The following is a 20,494-nucleotide window of genomic DNA, read 5'->3' as shown; positions in this document are numbered from 1 at the left end:
GCCCGTACGCCCGTACGTACGCCGGTGTGTCAGCGGGTCGCGAACGGCTGGTCCGTGGGGACGATCTCGCGGCCGAGCGGCAGCAGGGAGATCGGGATCATCTTGAAGTTGGCGATGCCGAACGGGATGCCGATGATCGTCACGCACAGGGCGAGGCCGGTGACGATGTGGCCCAGGGCCAGCCACCAGCCCGCGAAGATGATCCAGATGACGTTGCCGATGGCGGAGCCGGCGCCGGCGTCGTGCCGGACGACGGTCGTCCGGCCGAAGGGCCACAGGGCGTAGCCGGCGATGCGGAAGCTGGCAATGCCGAAGGGGATCGTGATGATCAGGATGCAGCAGATGATGCCCGCGAGGACGTAGCCGAGCGCCAGCCAGAAGCCGCTGAGGATCAGCCAGAGGACGTTGAGGATGAGCTTCATGATCGGCAGCCTTCCACGGGCACGGCGAACGGGTAACTGCCGTGCTAGACGCACCGGGGCCGGTGGAGCGTTGCGTTCATGATGCGCCGGTGGCCGGGGGTCGGCCAGCGGTGTCGGCGGGCGTCGGCGGGCCTCAGGGGCGCTGGTGGCCGGCCATCTGCTCCAGACGGGCGATGCGTTCGCGCATCGGGGGGTGGGTGGAGAACAGCTTGGACATGCCCTCGCCGGCCCGGAACGGGTTGGCGATCATCATGTGGCCGGCGGTCTCCAGCCGCGGCTCGGGCGGGAGCGGCAGTTGCTGGGTGCCGATCTCCAGCTTGCGCAGGGCGGAGGCCAGGGCGAGCGGATCGCCGGTGAGCTGGGCGCCCGAGGCGTCGGCCTGGTACTCGCGGGAACGGCTGACGGCCAGCTGGATGAGCGAGGCCGCGATCGGGCCGAGGACGGCGATCAGCAGCATGCCCAGCAGGCCCGGGCCCTCGTCGTCCTCGGAGCGGCCTATGGGGATCAGCCAGGCGAAGTTGACCAGGAACAGCACGACCGAGGCCAGCGCGCCCGCGACGGACGAGATGAGGATGTCGCGGTTGTAGACGTGGCTGAGCTCATGGCCGATGACGCCGCGCAGCTCGCGCTCGTCGAGGAGCCGGAGGATGCCGTCCGTGCAGCAGACCGCGGCGTTGCGCGGGTTGCGGCCGGTGGCGAAGGCGTTCGGCGCCTGGGTCGGGGAGATGTAGAGCCGCGGCATGGGCTGGCGGGCGGCCGTCGAGAGCTCACGGACCATGCGGTAGAGCTGCGGCGCCTCGAACTCGCTCACCGGGCGGGCCCGCATGGCGCGCAGGGCGAGCTTGTCGCTGTTCCAGTACGCGTAGGCGTTGGTCGCCAGGGCGACGAGGACGGCGACGATCAGGCCCGTACGCCCGAAGAAACTGCCGATGAGGATGATGAGTGCGGACAGTCCCCCGAGGAGTACGGCGGTTCTGAGCCCGTTGTGCCGGCGGTGCACGGTACGCCCTCCAAGCGGTGCGGCAGGGGAACCCTGTGCTGCGTTGCTCCACTCTCCAGTGGACCCTTACGCACGTGTCAACGCGAGATGAACGGGCCGGGTTCCCGCTGCTCGGGGACCGCGCCCGGGGCTGGCGGCGGGGACCCGCCCGTGGGCCGTCCGCCGCCGTACCGCCGTGAGGGTGGCCCAGGGCCCTCCCAGGCCCGTCAGAGCAGGGCGCCGGAGGCGAAGCGCAGGACGAGCTGGGGCGCGCCGGAGAGGGCGACGCCCACGACGGCGGCGAGGGCGATGGCGGTGGCCAGCGGGGCCGGGATCCGGGGAGCGGGCGGCCGGGGCCCGGCCGGTGCGGCCGCGGGCTCCTCGGTGCCCCGGAAGAGCACCGCGGTCCACTGCAGGTAGTAGTAGAGCGCGATCACGACGTTGACGGCCATGAGCACGGCGAGCCAGGCCAGCCCGGCGTCGACGGCCGCGGAAAAGACCGTGACCTTGGCGAACAGGCCGATGACGCCCGGGGGCAGGCCCGCCAGGCAGAGCAGGAAGAAGCCCATGGCGAGCGCCACGAGGGGCCGGCGGGCGTACAGGCCCCGGTAGTCGGTGATGCGGTTGGCGGGGCGCGTACGGGCCACCAGGGCGGCGACGGCGAACGCGCCGAGGTTCACGGCCGCGTACATCAGGGCGTAGGCGACGGTGGCGCCGATGGCGTGCGCCGGGCGGTGGGTGTAGCCCGCGGCCGCCAGCGGCACCAGGAGGTAGCCGGCCTGGCCGACCGACGACCAGGCGAGCAGCCGGACCGCGCTGTGCTCCCGGCGGGGGTCCTGGCGCAGGGCGGCGACGTTGCCGACGGTCATGGTGAGCGCGGCGAGTACGGCCAGCGCCGGGCCCCAGACGTCGGCGTACGCGGGGAAGCCCTGGACGGTGACGAGGATCAGGCCGGAGAAGCCGACGGCCTTGCCGACCACGGAGAGGTAGCCGGCGATCGGCAGCGGCGCGCCGACGTAGGTGTCGGGCACCCAGAAGTGGAACGGGGCGGCCGCCGTCTTGAAGGCGAAGCCGACCAGGGTGAGCGCGACGCCGGCGCTCGCCAGGGTGGCGAGGCGGGCGTCCGGGAGGTCGGTGAGGGCGTGCGCCACCCGGGAGAGGTAGAGGCTGCGGGTGGCCGCGTACACGAAGCTCACGCCGAGCAGCATCACGGCGGTGGCGGCCACCGAGGAGAGGAAGAATTTCAGCGCCGCCTCGGAGGAGAGCCGGTCGCCGCGGCGCAGGCCCACGAGAGCGAAGGCCGGCAGGGAGGCGACCTCCAGGGCGATGACGAGGGTGGCCAGGTCCCGGGAGGCGGGCAGCAGGGCGGCGCCGGCGGCCGAGGACAGCAGCAGGAACCAGTACTCGCCGGCGGGCAGGTCGTGGTCCTTGATGGTGTCGAGGGACAGCAGGGCGGTCAGCAGCGCGCCGCCGAGCACCAGGAACTGGATGACCAGGGCGAACGGGTCGGCGACGTAGCTGCACACGTCCGGGTGCCCGGGGAGGCAGAACGTGCGGCGGTCGCCGCCCAGGAGGGGCAGCAGCGACAGCGCGGCCAGTACGAGGCCCGCGGTGGCGGCCCAGCCCAGCAGCGGCTTGCGGGCCGCCGGCACGAACAGGTCGGCGACCAGCACCCCCAGGGCGACGACCGCGGTGATCGTGGGCGGGGCGACGGCGACCCAGTCGACGGACTGGACCAGAGAGGTGATCGAGCTCATCACTTACCGCCTCCGAGGAGCTGCTGGACGGCCGGGTCGGTGAGGCCGAGGAGGGCCGCGGGCCAGAGTCCGGCGAGGACGGTGAGGGCGGCCAGCGGGGACCAGGCCGCGTACTCGTAGCGCGCGAGGTCGGGGAGGGCCGGGGCGGGAGCGGAGGTGCCCGCCGCGGGGCGCTCCGGGTCGCCGTCGGCGCCGCCGAGCGGGGCGGTGGGGGCGAGGTGCGGGGTGCCGCCCATGCAGACCCGGCGGACGACGAGGAGCAGGTAGGCGGCGGTCAGCAGGGTGCCGAGGCCGGCCAGCACCATGAACGTCAGGAAGGCCGGGCGGCTCAGGCCCGCGGCGGGCCGGAAGGCTCCGAACATGGCGAGCATCTCGCCCCAGAAGCCGGCCAGTCCGGGCAGGCCGAGCGAGGCGACCGCCCCGAAGGCGAGCAGGCCGCCGAAGCGGGGGGCCTTGCCGTAGAGGGCGGCGCCGGTGCTGCCTGCCAGGGCGTCGAGATCGGTGGTGCCGGTGCGGTCCTTGAGGGCGCCGACGAGGAAGAAGAGCAGGCCGGTGATCAGGCCGTGCGCGATGTTGGCGAACAGGGCGCCGTTGACGCCGGTGGGGGTCATGCTGGCGATGCCGAGCAGGACGAAGCCCATGTGGCCGACGGAGCTGTAGGCGATCAGGCGCTTGAGGTCGCCCTTGCCGCCCTTGCGGACGAGGGCGAGGCAGGCGAGCGAGCCGTAGATGATGCCGACGGCGGCGAACGCGGCGAGGTAGGGCGCGTAGGTGTGCATGCCCTCGGGGGTGATGGGCAGCGCGATCCGTACGAAGCCGTAGGTGCCCATCTTCAGCAGGACGCCGGCCAGCAGCACCGAGCCGACGGTGGGGGCGGCGGTGTGCGCGTCGGGCAGCCAGCTGTGCAGCGGCCACATCGGGGACTTGACGGCCAGTCCGATGCCGATCGCGAGCACCGCGAGGAGCTGGACCGTGTGGCTGAGCTGGGCTTTCGGGCCGTTGTCAGTGGCGAGTGCGACCATGTCGAACGTGCCGGATTTCACGCCGATCAGGAGGAGGCCGAGCAGCATCACGACGGAGCCGAGCAGCGTGTAGAGGATGAACTTCCACGCCGCCGCCTGCTTCCCCGCACCGCCCCAGCGGGCGATGAGGAAGTACATCGGGATGAGGACCATCTCGAAGGCGAGGAAGAAGAGCATCAGGTCCAGGACGGCGAAGGTGGCGAGGGTGCCGGCCTCCAGGACGAGCAGCAGGGCCACAAATGCCTTGGGAGACGGGCCCGTTGGCATGTGGAAGTAGGAGTAGAGCGCGCAGAGGAAGGTCAGCAGCGCGGTCATGACGACGAGGGGGAGCGAGATGCCGTCGACGCCGAGATGGATACGGATGCCGAGCGCCGGGATCCAGCTGATGTCGGTGGTGGCCTGCATACGCGCCGGCTGAGCGTGGTCGAAGCCGGCGGCCAGGGCGACGGTGGCGGCGAGCACGACGCCGGTGACGGTCACGCCGTGGCGCAGTACGGCCTGGTCGGGGTTCTTGCCCTTCAGGCCGGGCGGCGCCGGCAGCAGCGCGGCGAGCGAGCCGAGGAGGGGGAGGACGACGACGCCCACGAGGAGGAACTGCATGGCGGTGTGATTCACGGGTCAGGCCCTCCTCAAGGGTTCGGCTCCGGCGAGGCAGACCACGAGGGCTGTCGGCTGGGGGTGCGGGGGTCGGCCCCCGGGGGATGGCAGCACGGTCAGGCTCCCGTGCCCGTGGCGACGAGGACGGCGGCAATGGCCAGGACGAGCGAGCCGGCCAGCAGCGCACCGAGGTAGGTCTGCACGTTCCCGGTCTGGGCGCGGCGGACGGCGGCGCCCAGCCAGCGCGGGGCGGTGCCCGCACCGCGGACGTAGGTGTCGACGACCTCGCGGTCCAGGAAGCGGACGAGCGTGGCGGCGGCGCGTACGGGCCGGACGAACAGCGTGGAGTAGACGGCGTCCAGGTGGAAGCCGACGGCCGCGTGGCGGTGCAGCGGGCCGAGGAGGAGGCGGCCCGGGTCGGCCGGGTCCGCGGCGGCGGCGTTGTCGCCGTAGACCGGGGCGTGGGTGGCGATGGCCGTCTCCTCGGCGAGCCCGGGGGCCGCGTCCGGGTCGACGACGACCGCGCCGATGGGGGTGCGGGCGGCGAGGGCGGTGGTGTGGCGCCAGGTGGCGTAGGTGACCAGGCCGCCGACGACGGCGATACCGGTGCCGAGGACGGAGGTGGTCAGGGTCGGAGCGAGCGAGCGCCCGTCGAACCAGTCGGGCAGGAGGGGGGCGGAAAGGCCCAGTGCGACGGTGGGGACGAAGAGCACCCACAGGACGGCGTTCATGACGACCGGCTGCGGCCCGTGGTCGGGGACCTCGACGCCCCGGCCCTTGAAGGCGAGCAGCCACAGGCGGGCGGCGTAGGCCGCGGTGAGGAGGGCGGTGAGCAGGCCGGAGACCAGGACGGTCCAGCCGGCCGCGCCGGGGATGCCGGGGGCGGCACCGGTGGCGGCGTGCTCGGCGGCGCCGAGGACGGCTTCCTTGGAGAAGAAGCCGGCGAACGGCGGGATCGCGGCGAGCGCGAGCAGCCCGACGGTCACGGTCCAGAAGGCGTCCGGGATGCGCCGGGACAGGCCGCTCATCCGGGACATGGCGGCGAGCGAGTTGGTGCCCGCGGCGTGGATGATCACGCCCGCACCGAGGAAGAGGAGGGCCTTGAACGCACCGTGCGACAGGAGGTGGAAGACGGCGGCGCCGCGGTCGCCGACGGCGAGCGCGCCCAGCATGTAGCCGAGCTGGCCGACCGTCGAATAGGCCAGCACCCGCTTGATGTCGTCCTGGGCCAGCGCGGCGAGGCCGGAGCCGACCATGGTGATCGCGGCGATCACGGCCATCACGACCAGTGCGGCCGCGGAGGCCGCGAAGACCGGGAGGAGCCGGGCCACGACGTAGATGCCGGCCGCCACCATCGTCGCGGCGTGGATCAGCGCGGAGACCGGCGTCGGGCCGGCCATCGCGTCCGGGAGCCAGGTGTGCAGCGGGAACTGCGCGGACTTGCCCGCGACGCCGGCCAGCAGCAGCAGCGCGATCAGCGTCGGGTGGTCCAGGCCGCGGTTGGCGACCGAGCCGAGGATGCCGGTGATCCGGAAGGTGCCGGTGTCGGCGGCCAGCGCGAAGATGCCGAAGAGGAAGGGGACGTCGCCGAGCTTGGTGACCAGGAAGGCCTTGAGGGAGGCGGACCGGGCGGTCTCGGTCTCCCAGTAGTGGCCGACGAGGAAGTACGAGCAGATGCCCATGACTTCCCAGCCGACCAGCAGCACCATCAGGTCGCCGGTGTAGACGACCAGCAGCATCGCGGCGGTGAAGAGCGAGACCAGCGCGGCGTAGGAGGGGTAGCGCGGGTCGTCGCGCAGATAGCCGGTGGAGTAGATCTGCACACAGCTCGCCACGACGCCGACGACCACGGCGATCAGCGCGGCGAAGCCGTCGATGTGCAGCGCCAGATCGATCGGGATCGACCCGGTCGGGGTGAGCCGGGTGGCGACGTCGGTGGCCGGGCCGCCGCCCTGGCCGACGGCGACCGCGATGGTCAGTGCGGCCGCGACGAGCGTCGGCAGCACGGCCAGCGGCCGTACGAAACCGGGCGCGCGCCGCCCCAGGAGGAGGCCGGCGACGGCCCCGAGGAAGGGCAGGAGGGGAACGAGAACGGCGGTGGTCGTGAGGGTCACGCGGTGGCCTCCGCCTGGGTGTCCGGCTGCGGGGTCCCGTCGGCGTCGGCGCCGTCCGGCCGCTCGGCGAGGTCACGGAGCCGGTCGATGTCGGAGCTGCCGCGGTTGCGGTAGACGAGCAGCACGATCGCCAGGCCGATGCCGATCTCGGCGGCGGCGATGGCGATGGTGAAGAGGGTGAGCGCCTGGCCGGCGTGCAGGGTGTCGCGCAGCCAGACGTCGAAGGCGACGAGGTTGAGGTTGACGGCGTTGAGCATCAGCTCGACGGACATCAGCACCAGGATCGCGTTGCGGCGGGCGAGCACGCCGTACAGACCGGTGCAGAAGAGGAGGACGGCGAGGACGGCCGGGTAGGCGAGATGCATCAGCGCTGCTCCTCTCGTGGGGCGGGGGCTGTGGTGGCGCGGGCCGCGCCGTCCTTGAGGGCGGCCGCCGGGGCCCGGCCCTCACCGCTCCTGCGGGACAGCACGATCGCCCCGACGAGCGCGGCGAGCAGCAGCACGGACAGCGCCTCGAAGGGCAGCACCCAGTACTGGAAGAGGCTGCGGCCAGAGGCCTCGGTGGAGCCCTGGACGGCCCCTCCGAAGTCGATCCAGGTGGTGCGGAAGGCGTCGACGACGACCCAGACCAGGGCGGCGGCCGCGGCGAGCGCGACCGCGAGCGCGGCCCAGCGGTTGCCGGAATCGGCGTCCGGGGAGCGCCCGATGGGTGCCTTGGTCAGCATCAGTCCGAAGAGCAGCAGGACGACCACGGAACCGACGTAGATGAGCACCTGCACCCAGGCGATGAACTCGGCCGTGAGCAGGAGGTATTCGACCGCGACCCCGCCGAGCGCGACGACCAGCCAGAGGGCGGCGTGCACCAGCTGGCGGGTGGTGACGGTGATGACGGCCGCGCCGAGCGTGCCGATGCCGACGAGCAGGAACGCGATCTCGACGCCGGTGGGCGACAGGAAGCCGTGCCCGGCGGCCGTGGCGGCGAGCGTCACGTCCCCTCCTCCTCGGTGTCCGAACGGTTCTGGTTCTCGGGCCGGTCCTCGTCCTGCGCCGCGGCCTCGGCGGCCTGCTGGGCGGCGAGTTTGTCCGCGGCCTTGCGGGCGGCGGCGATCTCCTTGGGCTCCTCGGCCGCCGGGTCGAGCGCCGGCGGCTCGGGCACCGTCCACATCCACTCGCGGAGCTTGTCGCGCTCGTGGGTGAGGTCGCGGATGTCCGTCTCGGCGTACTCGAACTCCGGCGACCAGAAGAGCGCGTCGAAGGGGCAGACCTCGATGCAGATCCCGCAGTACATGCACAGCGCGAAGTCGATGGCGAAGCGGTCGAGCACGTTCCGGCTGCGCTCACGGCCTCCGGGCGCGGCCGGCGGCACCGTCTCCTTGTGGGAGTCGATGTAGATGCACCAGTCGGGGCACTCACGGGCGCACAGCATGCAGACCGTGCAGTTCTCCTCGAACAGCCCGATGACGCCGCGGGTGCGCGGCGCGAGCTCGGGCTGGACGTCCGGGTACTGCGCGGTGACGGAACGCTTCGTCATCGTCCGCAGGGTGACGGCCAGGCCCTTGGCGAGACCGGAACCGGGGAAGCTCATGACGAGATCACCACCTTGACGACGCCGGTGAGGGCGATCTGGGCCAGCGCGAGCGGGATGAGCACCGTCCAGGCGAGCTTTTGCAGCTGGTCCTCGCGCAGCCGCGGGTAGGTGACCCGCAGCCAGATGACGCCGAAGGCGAGCAGCGCGGTCTTCAGCAGCGTCCACAGCCAGCCCAGGCCGTCGGCGCCGAACGGCCCGTGCCAGCCGCCCAGGAAGAGCACCGAGGTCAGCGCGCAGAGGACGACGATGCCCGCGTACTCGGCGAGCAGGAAGAGGGCGAACCGCAGTCCGGTGTACTCGGTGTACGCGCCGAAGATGATCTCCGAGTCGGCGATCGGCATGTCGAACGGCGGCCGCTGCAGCTCTGCGAGGCCCGCGGTGAAGAACACCACGCCGCCGACGATCTGCCACGGCACCCACCACCAGTGGAACGCCTCGACGATGCCGGGCAGCGAGAGCGTGCCGGCCGCCATCGCGACGGAGGCCGCGGCGAGCAGCATCGGCAGCTCGTACGCGAGCAGCTGCGCGGCCGTCCGCAGGGCGCCGAGCAGCGAGAACTTGTTCGCCGAGGCCCAGCCGGCCATCAGCGAGCCGAGCACGCCGACGCCCATGACGGCGAGCACGAAGAAGATCCCCGCGTCCAGCACCTGCCCGACGGCGTTGTGCGGCCCTATCGGGATGGCGACCAGGACCAGAAGGTACGGCAGCAGGGCGACGGCCGGGGCGAGCTGGAAGATCCGCCGGTCGGCTCCGGCCGGCACGATGTCTTCCTTCTGCGCGAACTTCACCCCGTCGGCGACCAGCTGCGCCCAGCCGTGGAACCCGCCCGCGTACATCGGACCGAGCCGGCCCTGCATATGGGCCATGACCTTGTGCTCGGTCTGCCCGATGACCAGCGGGAACACCAGGAACACGGCGAAGACGGCGATGAGGCGCAGCGCGGTGTCGAGCGCGTCGCTCATGGGGTGTCGCCTCCTGCCGGGTCGTGGGGCTCGTGCGGGGCCTGGGGGTCGTGCGGGGCCCGGGGGTCGTTGGTCTGCGGCTTGGTCTCGGGGGCGGGGGCGGGCTTCACCTCGGGGGCGGGCTTCGCCTCGGGCTCGGTTTCGGGGGCGGGCTTCGCCTCGGGGGCGGGCTTCGCCTCGGGCTCCGGCTTCTGCTCCGGTTCGGGCTTGGCCTCCGGGGTGGGCGTCGCCTCGGGCTTGGCCTCCGGCTCGGGCTCGGGCTTGGGCTCGGGCTTGGGCTGCTTCTGGGGCTCGTCGAAGGCCGGGCGGGCGTGGTGCCACGGTGCGTCGGAGGAGCGCGGGGCCGCCGGGGCCTTGGGTGCCGCGGCCTGCGCCGGAGCTTCGGCCTGCGCCGGAGCATCGGCGTTCGCCGGGGGTTCGGGCTTCGCCGGGGGTTCGGCCTTCGCCGCTGCCGCCTGCTGGCTGGCCGAGCCCTGGCTCGCCGACCTGGTACGGCGTGCCGGCCGCTCCGGCCGCTCGGCAGGCGCCGGGGCCGCGGGAGCCTCGGACGACGCGCCCTCGGCCGCCTGCTGGCTGGCCGAGCCCGCGGCCGCCGACCGCGTACGCCGTACCGGACGCTCGCCCGCCGCGCCGCCGGCCGCCCGCGCACCACGCGCCGGACGTGCCGGTGCGGGCGGCAGCTGGCCCTTCAGCGGACCCCACTCGTTCGGGTCGGGAACGCCCGGCGGCAGCATCTGCCGGCGCTTGGGCCCGCCGTGCCCCGCCGCAGGCTCCCCCGGCTCCTTGGCCCCCGGCCACGCCTTGGCCACCCGGGCCGCCAGCACGAAGTCCTTGCGCAGCGGGTGCCCCTCGAAGCCCTCCGGGAGGAGCAGCGGTACGAGGTGGGGGTGGCCGGTGAAGTCGACGCCGAACATCTCGTGCGTCTCGCGCTCGTGCCAGGCCGCGCCCGCGTACACGCCGACGGCGGTGGGCAGCGCGGCAGCGTCGTGCGGCACCGTGGTCCGCACGACCAGCCGGTGGACGGGCCCCGGGCGGGCCACGTCCGCGAGGTGCGCGCAGATACGGAAGCCGGTGCCGGGCTCGTCGACGGCGCTGAGCCAGTCGAAGTAGCGGCAGCCGAGGTCGTCCCGGGCGGCGGTCAGCGCGGTGAGCCAGCCGTCCGCCGGGACGTCGACGGTCAGCAGGTCGTACGCCAGTTCCGCGGTGGCGCCGGCACCGAAGATCTCGCTCGCGGGCCGCGGTAGCCACCCGACGACCGGCTCGGCGGGCTCGGCGGGCTCGACCGGCTCGACGGCCTCATCAGGCTGCTGCTCGGGCTGCTGCTCGGGCTGGTCGCTCATCGGGGCTCCTCCCCCGTGGACGTCGGCGCGGGCCCGGACGTCGGCGCAGGCCCGGACGTCGGCGCGGGCGGCGTCACCAGGCCGCTGCGCAGGGCGGCCGCCGAGGGCCGGGGCGCGCCGCCCTTGGCGTAGCGCTCCCCCAGAGACTCGCGCGCGATCTTCTCCTGGAGCTTGAGGATGCCCTGGAGCAGCGCCTCCGGGCGCGGCGGGCAGCCCGGTACGTACACATCGACCGGGATGATCTGGTCGACGCCCTTGGTGACCGAGTACGAGTCCCAGTAGGGGCCGCCGCAGTTGGAGCAGGCCCCGAAGGAGATGACGTACTTGGGCTCGGGCATCTGCTCGTAGAGGCGCTTGACGGCCGGGGCCATCTTGTCCGTCACCGTGCCGGAGACGACCATCAGGTCGGCCTGGCGCGGGCCGGGCGCGAAGGGGATCACGCCGAGCCGGATGAAGTCGTGGCGCGCCATGGAAGCGGCGATGAACTCGATAGCGCAGCAGGCCAGCCCGAAGTTGAAGACCCACAGGCTGTAGCGGCGGCCCCAGTTGAGGACCACCTTCATCGGTTCGGGCGCGAGCCGGGCCAGGGTGCCCAGGCGGCGCGGCTCCGGGAGGAATTCCGGCACTGCGCCCCCGGCCGCGGCCGCGGAGCTGTTGGCGGCGGGGGTCACGTCCATTCCAGGACGCCCTTCTTCCATGCGTAGAGCAGGCCGACGGCGAGGAAGCCCAGGAAGATGAACATCTCCACGAGCGTCACGCCGCCGAAACCGGGGGCGGCGAAGATCGTCGCCCAGGGGAACAGGAAGATCGAGTCGACGGCGAAGATGACGTAGAGGAAGGCGTAGACGTAGTAGCGGACCTGGGTGTGCGCCCAGCCCTCGCCGACCGGGTCCACGCCGCACTCGTACGTCAGCATCTTCTCGCGCGTCGGTACGACAGGCCGCAGCAGCCGCCCGGCCCCGAAGGCGACGGCGACGAAGAGCACACCGATTACGGCGATGATCCCGACGACCGAGTAGCCCTGGAAGTAGTCCGCGGCGACGGTGGTGCGTACGGTCGCGTCCGGCACGTCCGCCCCTCGCTCCCTGACTGCGCTTGTTCAACGACTTCGACGATCTGCGATCTGTACGAACCGGAGTCTAGGCCCTGGTCGCCCCGCCCAGAGAAGCCGCGTCGTCGCCGACGGTGAGCTTGTCCGTACTTCGCCCTTCCTGGGCGGCTGGCAGCGTAAACGGCGGGCCCGGTTGTCTCAGAAGTTGTCTCACGGAGCGGACGAGGATCCCGCTCGGAAGCTGCCGACTCGGAAGATCCCAATCAGTGGATCGGGCCGCCGTCGAAGGGACTGCGCCGGTCGGGGGCGGGGGGAGGCGGGGCGGGCGCCGGAGTCGAGGTGGGAACCGGGGCCGGTGCTGGGGGGACGGCTGGGGTTGGGGCTGGGGGGACGGCTGAGGTTGGGGTTGGGGCTGGGGCTGGGGCCGGTGGTGCCGTCTGGGGTGCGTACGCGGGCGGCGCCTCGTGGGGCGGAGGTGCCTGATGCGGCTGAGGTGCCTCCTGTACCTGATGAGGTACCTGCTGCGCCTGTGACTGAGGTACCTGCTGCGTCTGAGGTACACCGTGCGGCTGGGGTGCGCTGTGGGGGTGCGGCGGGCTGTGGGGGTGGTGTGGCTGAGGGGCCGGGCGCTGGCGGCGTATCGGGTCCCGGGACACCGCGCGGTCCATGACCTCGGCCGCGATCCGGGCCGCCGCCTCCCGCGTCCGCTCGCCGAGCAGTTCGGTCCGGATGGCGCCGCCGGCCGCCAGATGGCGGTCGTACGGCAGCGGCAGCACCGCCGCGCCACCGGCACCGAGGTGGTCGGCGGCCTTGCGCACGTCGACGCCGCTGTCGGGCGAGGAGTGCGTGAGCACGACGACCGTGGTGGGCAGCAGACCGGGGTGCAGCCCGCCGACCCAGTTGAGTACGGCACGGGTGGCCGCCACGCCCTCCGGGGTCGCCGGCGTGACCAGCACTCGCGCCTGCGTCGTCACCAGCGCCGTACGCGCCACTTCGGCGGGCAGCGTCTCGCAGTCCACCACCGTGGCCGCGAAGTGCCGGCGCAGGGAGGTCATCACGATGCGGTAGGTGTCGAGGTCCAGCCGGGCACCGATGGCGCCCTGGCTGCCGGGCAGCAACCAGCCACCGCCCGCGAACGGCAGCAGGTAGCCGGTCAGGTCCGTGATCAGCATCGACGGATCGACGATCTGCGCCAGGTCCGTACCGGACCAGCGCACCTCGCGGGCGCCGAGGCGGTGCGGCAGGGTGCCGAGCGCCGGGTCGGCCTCCACGGCCAGCACCGGGTCGGGCCGGTAGTGGGCATAGGTGAGTGCCAGGAGGGCGGCGACGGTGGACTTGCCGGCGCCACCGCGGATGCTCGACACGGCTATCTGCCGGCCGGTCGTCACCGGCTGCTGGATGGCGTGGGCGGCCTGCGTGACGGCGGCCGTCTCGGCGGCCGGCGACGAGGCGAACACTCGGCGCAGTGCACGGCCCGCCCGGCGGGCCAGCGGGTCGCCACGGCGCGGCCGCGGCCCGCCGTCGGCCAGTTCCGGAGGCAGGAGCGGAACGGAGACCGGCGTACGCGCCGGCAGCCCGGGCGCCGACCGGCCGTACCGCCCGGGGGCGGGCGCGGGAGCCGAGGCCGGGGCCGGGTCCGGGGCCGAAGCCGGGGCCGTAGTGGGCGCGGACGTGGGGGTGGGGCTGTAGATGGGGGTGGGGGTGTAGACGGGGCCGGTGGTGGGGGTGGCGCCGGGGTCGGGGGTAGGGGCAGCGGCCGGCTGCATCAGCATCGAGCCGGAGGCGGGCGCAGGTCCGGAGGCGAGGACCGGTTCGGGCGCCGGCGCGGGCCCGGAGACAGGCGCGGGCCCAGGCACCGGCGCAGTCCCCGAGCCGGACGTCGGCCCGGACGCGGGCGCAGAACCGGCGGCGGGCGCCTGCCCGGATGCCGGCATCGGCCCGGAGGCAGGCATCGGCCCGGGGGCAGGCGCCGGTGGGGGACCGGTGGGCGCCTGCGGGGACGCCGCGGGTACCGACGGGGCTACGGCAGGTTGCGCCGGCGCGGGCATCGGCCCCGCACTCGGGACACCAGACTCCCGCAGGGCGGCCAACTCCTGTTCGCCGGAGGGGATTTGTCCCGCGTTCGGCAACCGACCGCCAGCCGGCGCGGGCTCGCCCACCGCCACGGGCTCAGCCGCCACAGGCTGAGCAGCCACCACGGGCTCAGCAACCGGCACGGGTTCAGCAACTGGTACAGACCCAGCCGCCGGAAGGGCATTGCCACCCGCCCCGGCAGCCCCGTCCCTCGTCGTCACTGCGTCCACGTCCCCTCCTGCGTCCCATCCGGTCCAGCCCCCGTGCTCCCCCGCTCCCCGCGCTCCCCCAGCTCCCTCGCCCCGCCCTGCACCCGACTCCTGATACGTGCCCGCATCCACCCGCAGGCCCGCATCCGCCCGCGAGCCCGCGTCCGCCCCCGCGTTCGCACCCGCCCGCAGGCCTGCGTCCGCCCCCGCGTTCGCACCCGCCCGCGCGCCCCCGCCCGTCCCCGTGCCCGCATCGCCCTGCGCGCCCATGGGTGCCCCCGAAACCGACATGCCGTGATCCCTCCGGCTCAGGACGTGCCGAGCAGCAGGTCGTAGAGGCCGAAGGCCTCCAGGGTCACCGGGATCAGTGCCGCCACGCTCACCGACTCGACCAGGTTCAGCCACCGCCGCAGCCGGGCCCGCAGCGGTTCCGGCACCCGTATCGCCAGGAGCGCGGCGGGCAGCAGCGCCAGTACTCCGAGGGTGGCCAGCGCGGGCACGGGGGCGCCGCCGTCGGTGGCCCAGAGCAACACCAGCCGGACGGCTATGGCGAGGCCGGCCGCGAGCAGCGCGACGACCTCCACCGCCAGCGGGTACGCCCGCGCCCGCGAGCACAGGACGACGCTCAGCAGCAGTGCCGCGAGCACCGTCCACAGGCCGGGGGTCTGCGCCGCGAGCACCCCGCCCGCGCCTGCCGAGACGGCCGTCGCCACCGTGACCAGGGAGAGTTCCCGGTGGGCGCCGCCGAGGGCGGCCCCCACCTGGTGGCGGCTGACCGGTGTGCCGCCGGACCGCTGGTCGTCGAGCCGGGTCAGCCCGGCCGTCATCAGGGCGAGCCGGGGGAGGTAGCCGAGGACCAATACGGAGACGAAGGCGAGCACAACTCCCGTACGGGCAGGGGTGGTCAGCGCGAGCCCCAGCTCCCACGCGCCGACCGCGAGCGCGACCGACGCGGCGCCCGCCAGGGCGGCGCGACCCACGCTCGTGCAGAGCCCGAGGAGTGCGAGCACGGCCGCGGCGGTGAGGCCGACGGCGGCGAGCCGGGCGCCGCCACCAGGAGCGGCCTGCCAGGCGGCGGTCACCCCGAGGGCGCCGCCGAGCAGCAACAGGGCGGCTGCGGGGGCCTGTTGCCCGCTCCGTACGGTACCCGGGGGACGCTGCCCGTCCCTCCTGGTGAGCGCGCCGACGGCCGCTCCGGCCCCCGTGACCACGACGGCGGCGATACCGGCCGCCAGGGCCGAGCCGTCCCCGAACCAGCTGTGCGCACACGTCCCGGCGACCGCCGCGAGCAGCACGCTCGCCGTCGCCGCCGTCCACGTCCTACTGCGGTCGCCCCAGCCCCAGCCGCGGACGTCGAGGGGCGCGGCCACCGTGCCGGTGGCGTGCGACGCCGGGTCGGCCGGCTGCCGTACGGCGGATTCCGGCGTCACTACCAGGCCGTCGTCGCCCCGCGCCATCGCCCTCGCCCCTCCCGTTGTGCATCGCCACACAATAAGGTCCCGCCGGCGCGCCGTGTCCACCGCTGTGGATAACGAGAACGGCATCAACCTGCACCAACGCCCCGTACGTGCCGCATTACCGAGGCGCCGCTCGGGTTGCCGCTCGGGTCACCGATCGGGTTGCTGATCGAGTCGCCGCTCGGGTCGCCGATCGGGTTGCTGATCGGGGCGCTGATCGGGTTGCTGATCGGGTCGAGCACTCGCCCGCGTACCGCGGCGCGCCGATGAGCTGTGGGAAGGGCCGCTGCGCGAGGCGCGGAGCGGTACGCCGTCCGGTCCGGCGCGAGGTGCAGCGAGGTGGGGAAAACCCCACCGCCGCCGCCCCGGTCACCCCATGGCACGCCGGGCCGCGGCCGGGCAGGCTGGGCACATGACCGAGAGTTCCCGATCCCATGCCGCCGACGACGCCCTTGACGAGGCGTCACCTCCGCCACCGCGCGCGCCGTTCGACGCCGCGACCTGGCGGGAGATCGGCCATCTGCTGGCCAACCTGCCGCTGGGCATCGCGGCGTTCGTGGTGCTGGTGGTGTGGCTGACGCTGGGGACCGGGCTGTCGGTGACCGTCATCGGGCTGCCGCTGCTGGCTCTCGGCCTGAAGGTGTGCCGCCGGTACGGGAAGCTGGAGCGGGCCCGGGCGCGGGCGCTGCTCGGGGTGCGGGTCGCCGAGCCGAGCCCACTGCGCCCGCGCGACCAGGGGTTCTTCCCGTGGTTGTGGACGAGCGTCAAGGATCCGGTCGCCTGGCGGCACGCGCTGTTCGCATTCGTCCGGCTGCCGTGGTCGGTGCTCACCTTCGCGGTCGTGCTGGTCTCGCTCTTCGTCGGCTGGCCGGTGCTGCCCTGGGTGGCGCGCGCTCTGACGAACGTGGACCGGGCGATGGTGCGCGGGCTGCTGTCGCCCTCGGACGAGTTGGAGCGGCGGATCGCCGAACTGGAGGTGGACCGGATGACGGTCACGGATACCGCGGCCGCCGATCTGCGGCGTATCGAACGGGACCTCCACGACGGCGCGCAGGCCCGGCTGGTGGCGCTCGCCATGGGGCTGGGCCTGGCGAAGGAGAAGCTGCTGGAGGGTCAGGCCGACGCGACCGTGGCGGCGATGGTGGACGAGGCGCACGGCGAGGTGAAGCTGGCGCTGCAGGAGCTGCGGGACCTGGCGCGGGGCATCCACCCGGCGATCCTGACCGACCGCGGGCTGGGGCCGGCCCTGGCGTCGCTGGCCGGGCGCTGCACGGTGCCCGCGACCGTGGCGGTGGACCTGGACGAGCGGCCCGCGCCGGCGATCGAGGGCATCGCGTACTTCACGGTGTCGGAACTGCTGCAGAACGTCTCCAAGCACAGCGCGGCCCGGCAGGCGTCCGTCGAGGTGTGGCGGGCCGCGGACCGGCTGCTGATCCAGGTCGGGGACGACGGGAAGGGCGGGGCGCAACTGGACGGCGGCAGCGGGCTGGCCGGGCTGGCCGAGCGGCTGGGGTCGGTGGACGGGCTGTTCCTGTTGAGCTCACCGGCCGGCGGGCCCACCCGGGTGACCGCGGAACTGCCGTGGCGGGCCCGTCCGGGCTCCGGCGCGCGGGCAGAGGCGGGACGGAAGCGCCGCTGAGCACCGAAGGGCACCGGAAGCGCCGCTGAGCACCGAGGGACACGGGAAGCGCCGCTGACCAGTGGCGAACGCCCGGAGCGCCCGCCGCTGAGCAGCGGAGGACACCCGAAGCGTCCGTCGCTGAGCGGTGGCGGACGCCCGAAGCGCCGCTGAGCAGCGGAGGACGCCCGCCGCTGGCCCTCGTATCGCCGCTGACCAGCGGGCCGTCCCGGCCCGCGGCCCCGGGGTGGGGAAAACCCCCGCAAAGGACTGCGAGCAGCCTCATGGTGCGGGGAGGTGCGGCTCACGGACTCTGGTCACGACGGAACGCGCCACGGCCACGGCCATCCGGCAGACCGGCCACCCGGCAGAACGCCCGTCCGGCAGACCGGCCTCCCGGCCCCAGCCCCGGCCCAGGCCCCGACCCAGCCCAGGCCCAGGCCCCAGCCCAGGCAGAACGACCGACGAGACGAGACGAGACGAGACGACGATGGATACCGCATACCCCCCGCAGCCCCACCCCCGTCCGTCCCGGGTGCCCATGGCGCTGCGCGCCCCCTTCTCCGGGCGCACCTGGCGGGAGTTCCTGTACCTCTTCCTCAACTATCCGATCGCCTGCCTGCTGTTCATCTATGCGGTCGGGGTGATCGCGGTCGGCGCCGGCCTGCTGGTCACGTTCCTCGGCATCCCGGTGCTGGCGGGCGGCCTGGCCGGTGCCCGGGGGCTGGGCGGCCTGGAACGGGCACGGGCCCGGGCGCTGCTGGGGCTGGAGGTCGCCGCCCCGGAGCCGGTGCGGCCCGCGAAGCCGGGCCTGATGGCGTGGATCGGGGCCGTCCTGAAGAGCGGGGTGTCCTGGCGGCACCTCCTGTACTGCCTGCTGCACTTCCCGTGGGCGATCTTCGCCTTCATCTGCTCGTTCACGTTCTGGACGCTCGGCTGGACGCTGCTGACCTACCCGTTGTGGCGCTGGACCTTCCCCGCGTACCTGGGGCAGCCGGGCATCCAGCTGTGGGGCGACGGCCTGGGCAACGGCGTTTACCTGGACACCCCGGCGGAGGCCGGGCTGGCCAGCGGGATCGGGCTGCTGCTCGTGCTGGCCGGGCCGTGGCTGATCCGCGGGCTGACCCAGGTGGACCGGGTCATGGTCCAGGGCCTGCTGGGGCCGTCGCCCCTCGCCACCCGGGTCTCACAGCTGGAGTCGGACCGCGGGGTGGTGGTGGACACCGCGGCGGCCGATCTGCGGCGCATCGAGCGCGATCTGCACGACGGGGCGCAGGCCCGGCTGGTGTCGCTGGCGATGGACCTGGGCCTGGCCAAGGAGAAGCTGGCGGACGATCCGCAGGCGGCCGCGAAGATGGTCGAGGAGGCGCACGGCGAGGTGAAGATCGCCCTCCAGGAGCTGCGCGACCTGGCCCGCGGCATCCACCCGGCGATCCTCACCGACCGGGGGCTGGGCCCCGCGCTGTCGGCGCTGGCCGCGCGCTGCACGGTCCCGGTGACGGTGACCGTGGACCTGGACCACCGGCCGGCCGCGGCGATCGAGGGCATCGCGTACTTCACCGCCTCCGAGCTGCTGCAGAACGTCTCCAAGCACGCCCGGGCCACCGGCGCCACGCTGGACGTCTGGCGCACCGGCGACCGGCTGATGGTCCTGGTGACGGACGACGGCCGGGGCGGCGCCCATACGGACGACGGGACCGGGCTGGCCGGCCTCGCCGAACGCCTCGCCGCCGTCGAGGGCCTGCTGGTCGTCGACTCCCCGGTCGGCGGCCCGACGCACATCACCGCCGAGCTGCCCTGGCGCGGCTGACCGGGGGCCGCGCCGCCCCGCCCCGCGCCCGCCTGCCGGGGGCCCTCGGAGGCCCCGTACCTCAGCCCGTCACCTCCCGCCCACCGCGGCCGCCCCGTACCTCAGCCAGCCACCTCCCGCCACCTCGTACGCCCTCCCGTAGGCCCTCCCGTACGCCGTCGCGTACGCCCTCGCCTACGCCCTCTCGTACGCCCCTCCCTGCCCGCCGCCTCCGCTCCGTCCGGGTCCTGGGATGCTGGGTCCCGACACGACGGGCGCGTACGAAGCATGCGCTTACGGAGCGTGCGCTGACGCAGCATGCGCGCACGAGGCATGGGGGACGGGGGATCCGATCCGTGGAGGACAAGAACAAGGTGCGGGTGGTCATCGCCGAGGATTCGGTGCTGCTCCGGGAGGGGCTGACCCGGCTCCTGACCGACCGGGGGCACGAGGTCGTGGCGGGTGTGGGGGACGCCGAGGCGCTGATCAAGGTGATCGGGGAGCTGGCGGACGAGGGCGCGCTGCCGGACGTGGTGGTGGCGGACGTGCGGATGCCGCCGACGCACACCGACGAGGGCGTCCGGGCCGCGATCCGGCTCCGCCGGGACCACCCCGACCTGGGGGTCCTGGTGCTCTCGCAGTACGTGGAGGAGCAGTACGCCACGGAGCTGCTGGCCGGGTCGACCCGGGGTGTCGGCTATCTGCTGAAGGACCGGGTGGCCGAGGTCCGGGAGTTCGTCGACGCGGTGGTCCGGGTCGCCGGCGGCGGCACGGCCCTGGACCCCGAGGTGGTGGCGCAGCTGCTGGGCCGCAGCCGCAAGCAGGACGTGCTGGCGCATCTGACGCCGCGCGAGCGCGAGGTGCTGGGGCTGATGGCCGAGGGACGGACGAACTCCGCCGTCGCCCGTCAGCTGGTGGTCAGTGACGGCGCGGTCGAGAAGCACGTCAGCAACATCTTCCTGAAGCTGGGCCTGGCGCAGAGTGACGGGGATCACCGCAGAGTGCTCGCCGTCCTGACCTACCTCAATTCCTGAGGACCTGACAGGCTGTCAGACGTCCAGTTCACAGGGTGTTCACCGCCGGACAGGAGCGCGGGGCCGAGAACCAGGGGCGAAGTCCGGAGCGTCACGAAGAAGGGGTCATGGGGGCGGTGATTTCATGACAAAACGCACCAGATCGGTGTCTCATGGTGACGTCCATCATGTGATCGACCCAGGGAAGGGCACCCTTACCCACGTACGATGGTTATGGGACAACCGGTCGGTACGACACGTCCCGAGCCCTGCCTCCGGCGGGGACGCCGCACCCCTTAGAGGGAGGTCCGAAGCAGTGACCAGCCAGGTCAGTAGCCCAGCCGAGCAGACCGACGCAGCGCTCGTCGGGGGACAGCGCTCCTCCGGCAGTGACGGCCAGGGCAAAGAAGTCCGGCGCCTGGACCGGGTGATCATCCGGTTCGCCGGTGACTCCGGTGACGGCATGCAGCTCACCGGGGACCGGTTCACATCGGAGACGGCGTC

18 protein-coding genes are annotated in these 20,494 nt (G+C 73.6%); 4 read left to right on the top strand and 14 right to left on the bottom strand.

Annotated elements, in window-relative coordinates; translation table 11 throughout:
* Positions 1-29: 29 nt before the first annotated feature.
* From AB0G35_RS17785 to AB0G35_RS17720, 14 genes are all read right to left on the bottom strand, one after another.
* Complete coding sequence (locus tag AB0G35_RS17785; RefSeq protein ID WP_360949646.1) at positions 30-422, bottom strand: YccF domain-containing protein; 393 nt, start codon at positions 420-422, stop codon at positions 30-32.
* Positions 423-555: 133 nt separating this feature from the next.
* Positions 556-1,422: a zinc metalloprotease HtpX gene (gene htpX, locus AB0G35_RS17780; RefSeq protein WP_360949643.1), complete on the bottom strand. Its 867-nt coding sequence runs from the start codon at positions 1,420-1,422 to the stop codon at positions 556-558.
* Between the two features lie 206 nt (positions 1,423-1,628).
* Positions 1,629-3,158 carry an NADH-quinone oxidoreductase subunit N gene (locus AB0G35_RS17775; RefSeq protein WP_360949640.1) on the bottom strand — a complete coding sequence of 510 codons (1,530 nt, stop codon included), beginning with the start codon at positions 3,156-3,158 and terminating at the stop codon, positions 1,629-1,631.
* Positions 3,158-4,780, bottom strand: a complete 1,623-nt coding sequence (locus tag AB0G35_RS17770; RefSeq protein WP_360949967.1) for an NADH-quinone oxidoreductase subunit M — start codon at positions 4,778-4,780, stop codon at positions 3,158-3,160. The genes AB0G35_RS17775 and AB0G35_RS17770 overlap by 1 nt, the downstream gene beginning before the upstream one ends.
* A 113-nt stretch (positions 4,781-4,893) precedes the next feature.
* Positions 4,894-6,891, bottom strand: a complete 1,998-nt coding sequence (locus tag AB0G35_RS17765) for an NADH-quinone oxidoreductase subunit L (RefSeq protein WP_360949637.1) — start codon at positions 6,889-6,891, stop codon at positions 4,894-4,896.
* Positions 6,888-7,256 carry an NADH-quinone oxidoreductase subunit NuoK gene (nuoK, locus tag AB0G35_RS17760; protein WP_360949634.1) on the bottom strand — a complete coding sequence of 123 codons (369 nt, stop codon included), beginning with the start codon at positions 7,254-7,256 and terminating at the stop codon, positions 6,888-6,890. Before nuoK ends, AB0G35_RS17765 begins: the two co-directional genes overlap by 4 nt.
* Complete coding sequence (locus AB0G35_RS17755; protein ID WP_360949631.1) at positions 7,256-7,879, bottom strand: NADH-quinone oxidoreductase subunit J; 624 nt, start codon at positions 7,877-7,879, stop codon at positions 7,256-7,258. The genes nuoK and AB0G35_RS17755 overlap by 1 nt, the downstream gene beginning before the upstream one ends.
* Positions 7,876-8,475: an NADH-quinone oxidoreductase subunit I gene (locus AB0G35_RS17750; protein WP_360949628.1), complete on the bottom strand. Its 600-nt coding sequence runs from the start codon at positions 8,473-8,475 to the stop codon at positions 7,876-7,878. Before AB0G35_RS17750 ends, AB0G35_RS17755 begins: the two co-directional genes overlap by 4 nt.
* Positions 8,472-9,440: a complex I subunit 1 family protein gene (locus AB0G35_RS17745; protein WP_360949625.1), complete on the bottom strand. Its 969-nt coding sequence runs from the start codon at positions 9,438-9,440 to the stop codon at positions 8,472-8,474. The genes AB0G35_RS17750 and AB0G35_RS17745 overlap by 4 nt, the downstream gene beginning before the upstream one ends.
* On the bottom strand, positions 9,437-10,780 hold the full coding sequence (locus AB0G35_RS17740) for an NADH-quinone oxidoreductase subunit C (RefSeq protein WP_360949622.1): 1,344 nt from the start codon (positions 10,778-10,780) through the stop codon (positions 9,437-9,439). Before AB0G35_RS17740 ends, AB0G35_RS17745 begins: the two co-directional genes overlap by 4 nt.
* The gene (locus tag AB0G35_RS17735) at positions 10,777-11,457 is read right to left on the bottom strand and encodes an NADH-quinone oxidoreductase subunit B family protein (RefSeq protein ID WP_360949619.1); all 681 of its coding nucleotides are present in this window, start codon (positions 11,455-11,457) and stop codon (positions 10,777-10,779) included. The genes AB0G35_RS17740 and AB0G35_RS17735 overlap by 4 nt, the downstream gene beginning before the upstream one ends.
* Positions 11,448-11,849 (bottom strand): NADH-quinone oxidoreductase subunit A, encoded by a 402-nt coding sequence (ndhC, locus tag AB0G35_RS17730; RefSeq protein ID WP_360949616.1) that lies wholly within the window; start codon positions 11,847-11,849, stop codon positions 11,448-11,450. Before ndhC ends, AB0G35_RS17735 begins: the two co-directional genes overlap by 10 nt.
* A 245-nt stretch (positions 11,850-12,094) precedes the next feature.
* Positions 12,095-13,603 carry a hypothetical protein gene (locus tag AB0G35_RS17725; protein WP_360949613.1) on the bottom strand — a complete coding sequence of 503 codons (1,509 nt, stop codon included), beginning with the start codon at positions 13,601-13,603 and terminating at the stop codon, positions 12,095-12,097.
* A gap of 818 nt (positions 13,604-14,421) precedes the next feature.
* On the bottom strand, positions 14,422-15,570 hold the full coding sequence (locus AB0G35_RS17720) for a secretion protein snm4 (protein WP_360949610.1): 1,149 nt from the start codon (positions 15,568-15,570) through the stop codon (positions 14,422-14,424).
* 412 nt (positions 15,571-15,982) lie between these two features.
* On the opposite strand from AB0G35_RS17720, the gene AB0G35_RS17715 reads away from it, so the two are divergent.
* The 4 genes from AB0G35_RS17715 to AB0G35_RS17700 form a co-directional block, all read left to right on the top strand.
* The gene (locus AB0G35_RS17715; RefSeq protein ID WP_360949607.1) at positions 15,983-17,209 is read left to right on the top strand and encodes a sensor domain-containing protein; all 1,227 of its coding nucleotides are present in this window, start codon (positions 15,983-15,985) and stop codon (positions 17,207-17,209) included.
* Between the two features lie 469 nt (positions 17,210-17,678).
* Positions 17,679-18,998 carry a sensor domain-containing protein gene (locus AB0G35_RS17710; protein ID WP_360949604.1) on the top strand — a complete coding sequence of 440 codons (1,320 nt, stop codon included), beginning with the start codon at positions 17,679-17,681 and terminating at the stop codon, positions 18,996-18,998.
* Positions 18,999-19,351: 353 nt separating this feature from the next.
* On the top strand, positions 19,352-20,011 hold the full coding sequence (locus AB0G35_RS17705) for a response regulator transcription factor (RefSeq protein WP_265365119.1): 660 nt from the start codon (positions 19,352-19,354) through the stop codon (positions 20,009-20,011).
* A gap of 295 nt (positions 20,012-20,306) precedes the next feature.
* A partial coding sequence (locus AB0G35_RS17700) for a hypothetical protein (protein WP_360949601.1) occupies positions 20,307-20,494 on the top strand: 188 nt, incomplete at its 3' end.

Source organism: Streptomyces sp. NPDC021749 (assembly GCF_040640655.1).
Taxonomy (GTDB): Bacteria; Actinomycetota; Actinomycetes; order Streptomycetales; family Streptomycetaceae; genus Streptomyces.
The sequence above is the reverse complement of the archived record's forward strand: the minus strand, read 5'-3'. Positions and strand labels throughout refer to the sequence as shown.

Excerpts from the sequence above, each read along its gene's own strand:
- AB0G35_RS17725 (WP_360949613.1), bottom strand. The coding sequence starts at position 13,603 with ATGCTGATGCAGCCGGCCGCTGCCCCTACCCCCGACCCCGGCGCCACC.
- AB0G35_RS17750 (WP_360949628.1), bottom strand. The coding sequence starts at position 8,475 with ATGAGCTTCCCCGGTTCCGGTCTCGCCAAGGGCCTGGCCGTCACCCTG.
- AB0G35_RS17785 (WP_360949646.1), bottom strand. The coding sequence starts at position 422 with ATGAAGCTCATCCTCAACGTCCTCTGGCTGATCCTCAGCGGCTTCTGG.
- AB0G35_RS17770 (WP_360949967.1), bottom strand. The coding sequence starts at position 4,780 with ATGCAGTTCCTCCTCGTGGGCGTCGTCGTCCTCCCCCTCCTCGGCTCG.
- AB0G35_RS17740 (WP_360949622.1), bottom strand. The coding sequence starts at position 10,780 with ATGAGCGACCAGCCCGAGCAGCAGCCCGAGCAGCAGCCTGATGAGGCC.
- nuoK (WP_360949634.1), bottom strand. The coding sequence starts at position 7,256 with ATGCATCTCGCCTACCCGGCCGTCCTCGCCGTCCTCCTCTTCTGCACC.
- AB0G35_RS17710 (WP_360949604.1), top strand. The coding sequence starts at position 17,679 with ATGGATACCGCATACCCCCCGCAGCCCCACCCCCGTCCGTCCCGGGTG.
- AB0G35_RS17735 (WP_360949619.1), bottom strand. The coding sequence starts at position 11,457 with ATGGACGTGACCCCCGCCGCCAACAGCTCCGCGGCCGCGGCCGGGGGC.
- AB0G35_RS17720 (WP_360949610.1), bottom strand. The coding sequence starts at position 15,570 with ATGGCGCGGGGCGACGACGGCCTGGTAGTGACGCCGGAATCCGCCGTA.
- AB0G35_RS17715 (WP_360949607.1), top strand. The coding sequence starts at position 15,983 with ATGACCGAGAGTTCCCGATCCCATGCCGCCGACGACGCCCTTGACGAG.
- AB0G35_RS17775 (WP_360949640.1), bottom strand. The coding sequence starts at position 3,158 with ATGAGCTCGATCACCTCTCTGGTCCAGTCCGTCGACTGGGTCGCCGTC.
- AB0G35_RS17745 (WP_360949625.1), bottom strand. The coding sequence starts at position 9,440 with ATGAGCGACGCGCTCGACACCGCGCTGCGCCTCATCGCCGTCTTCGCC.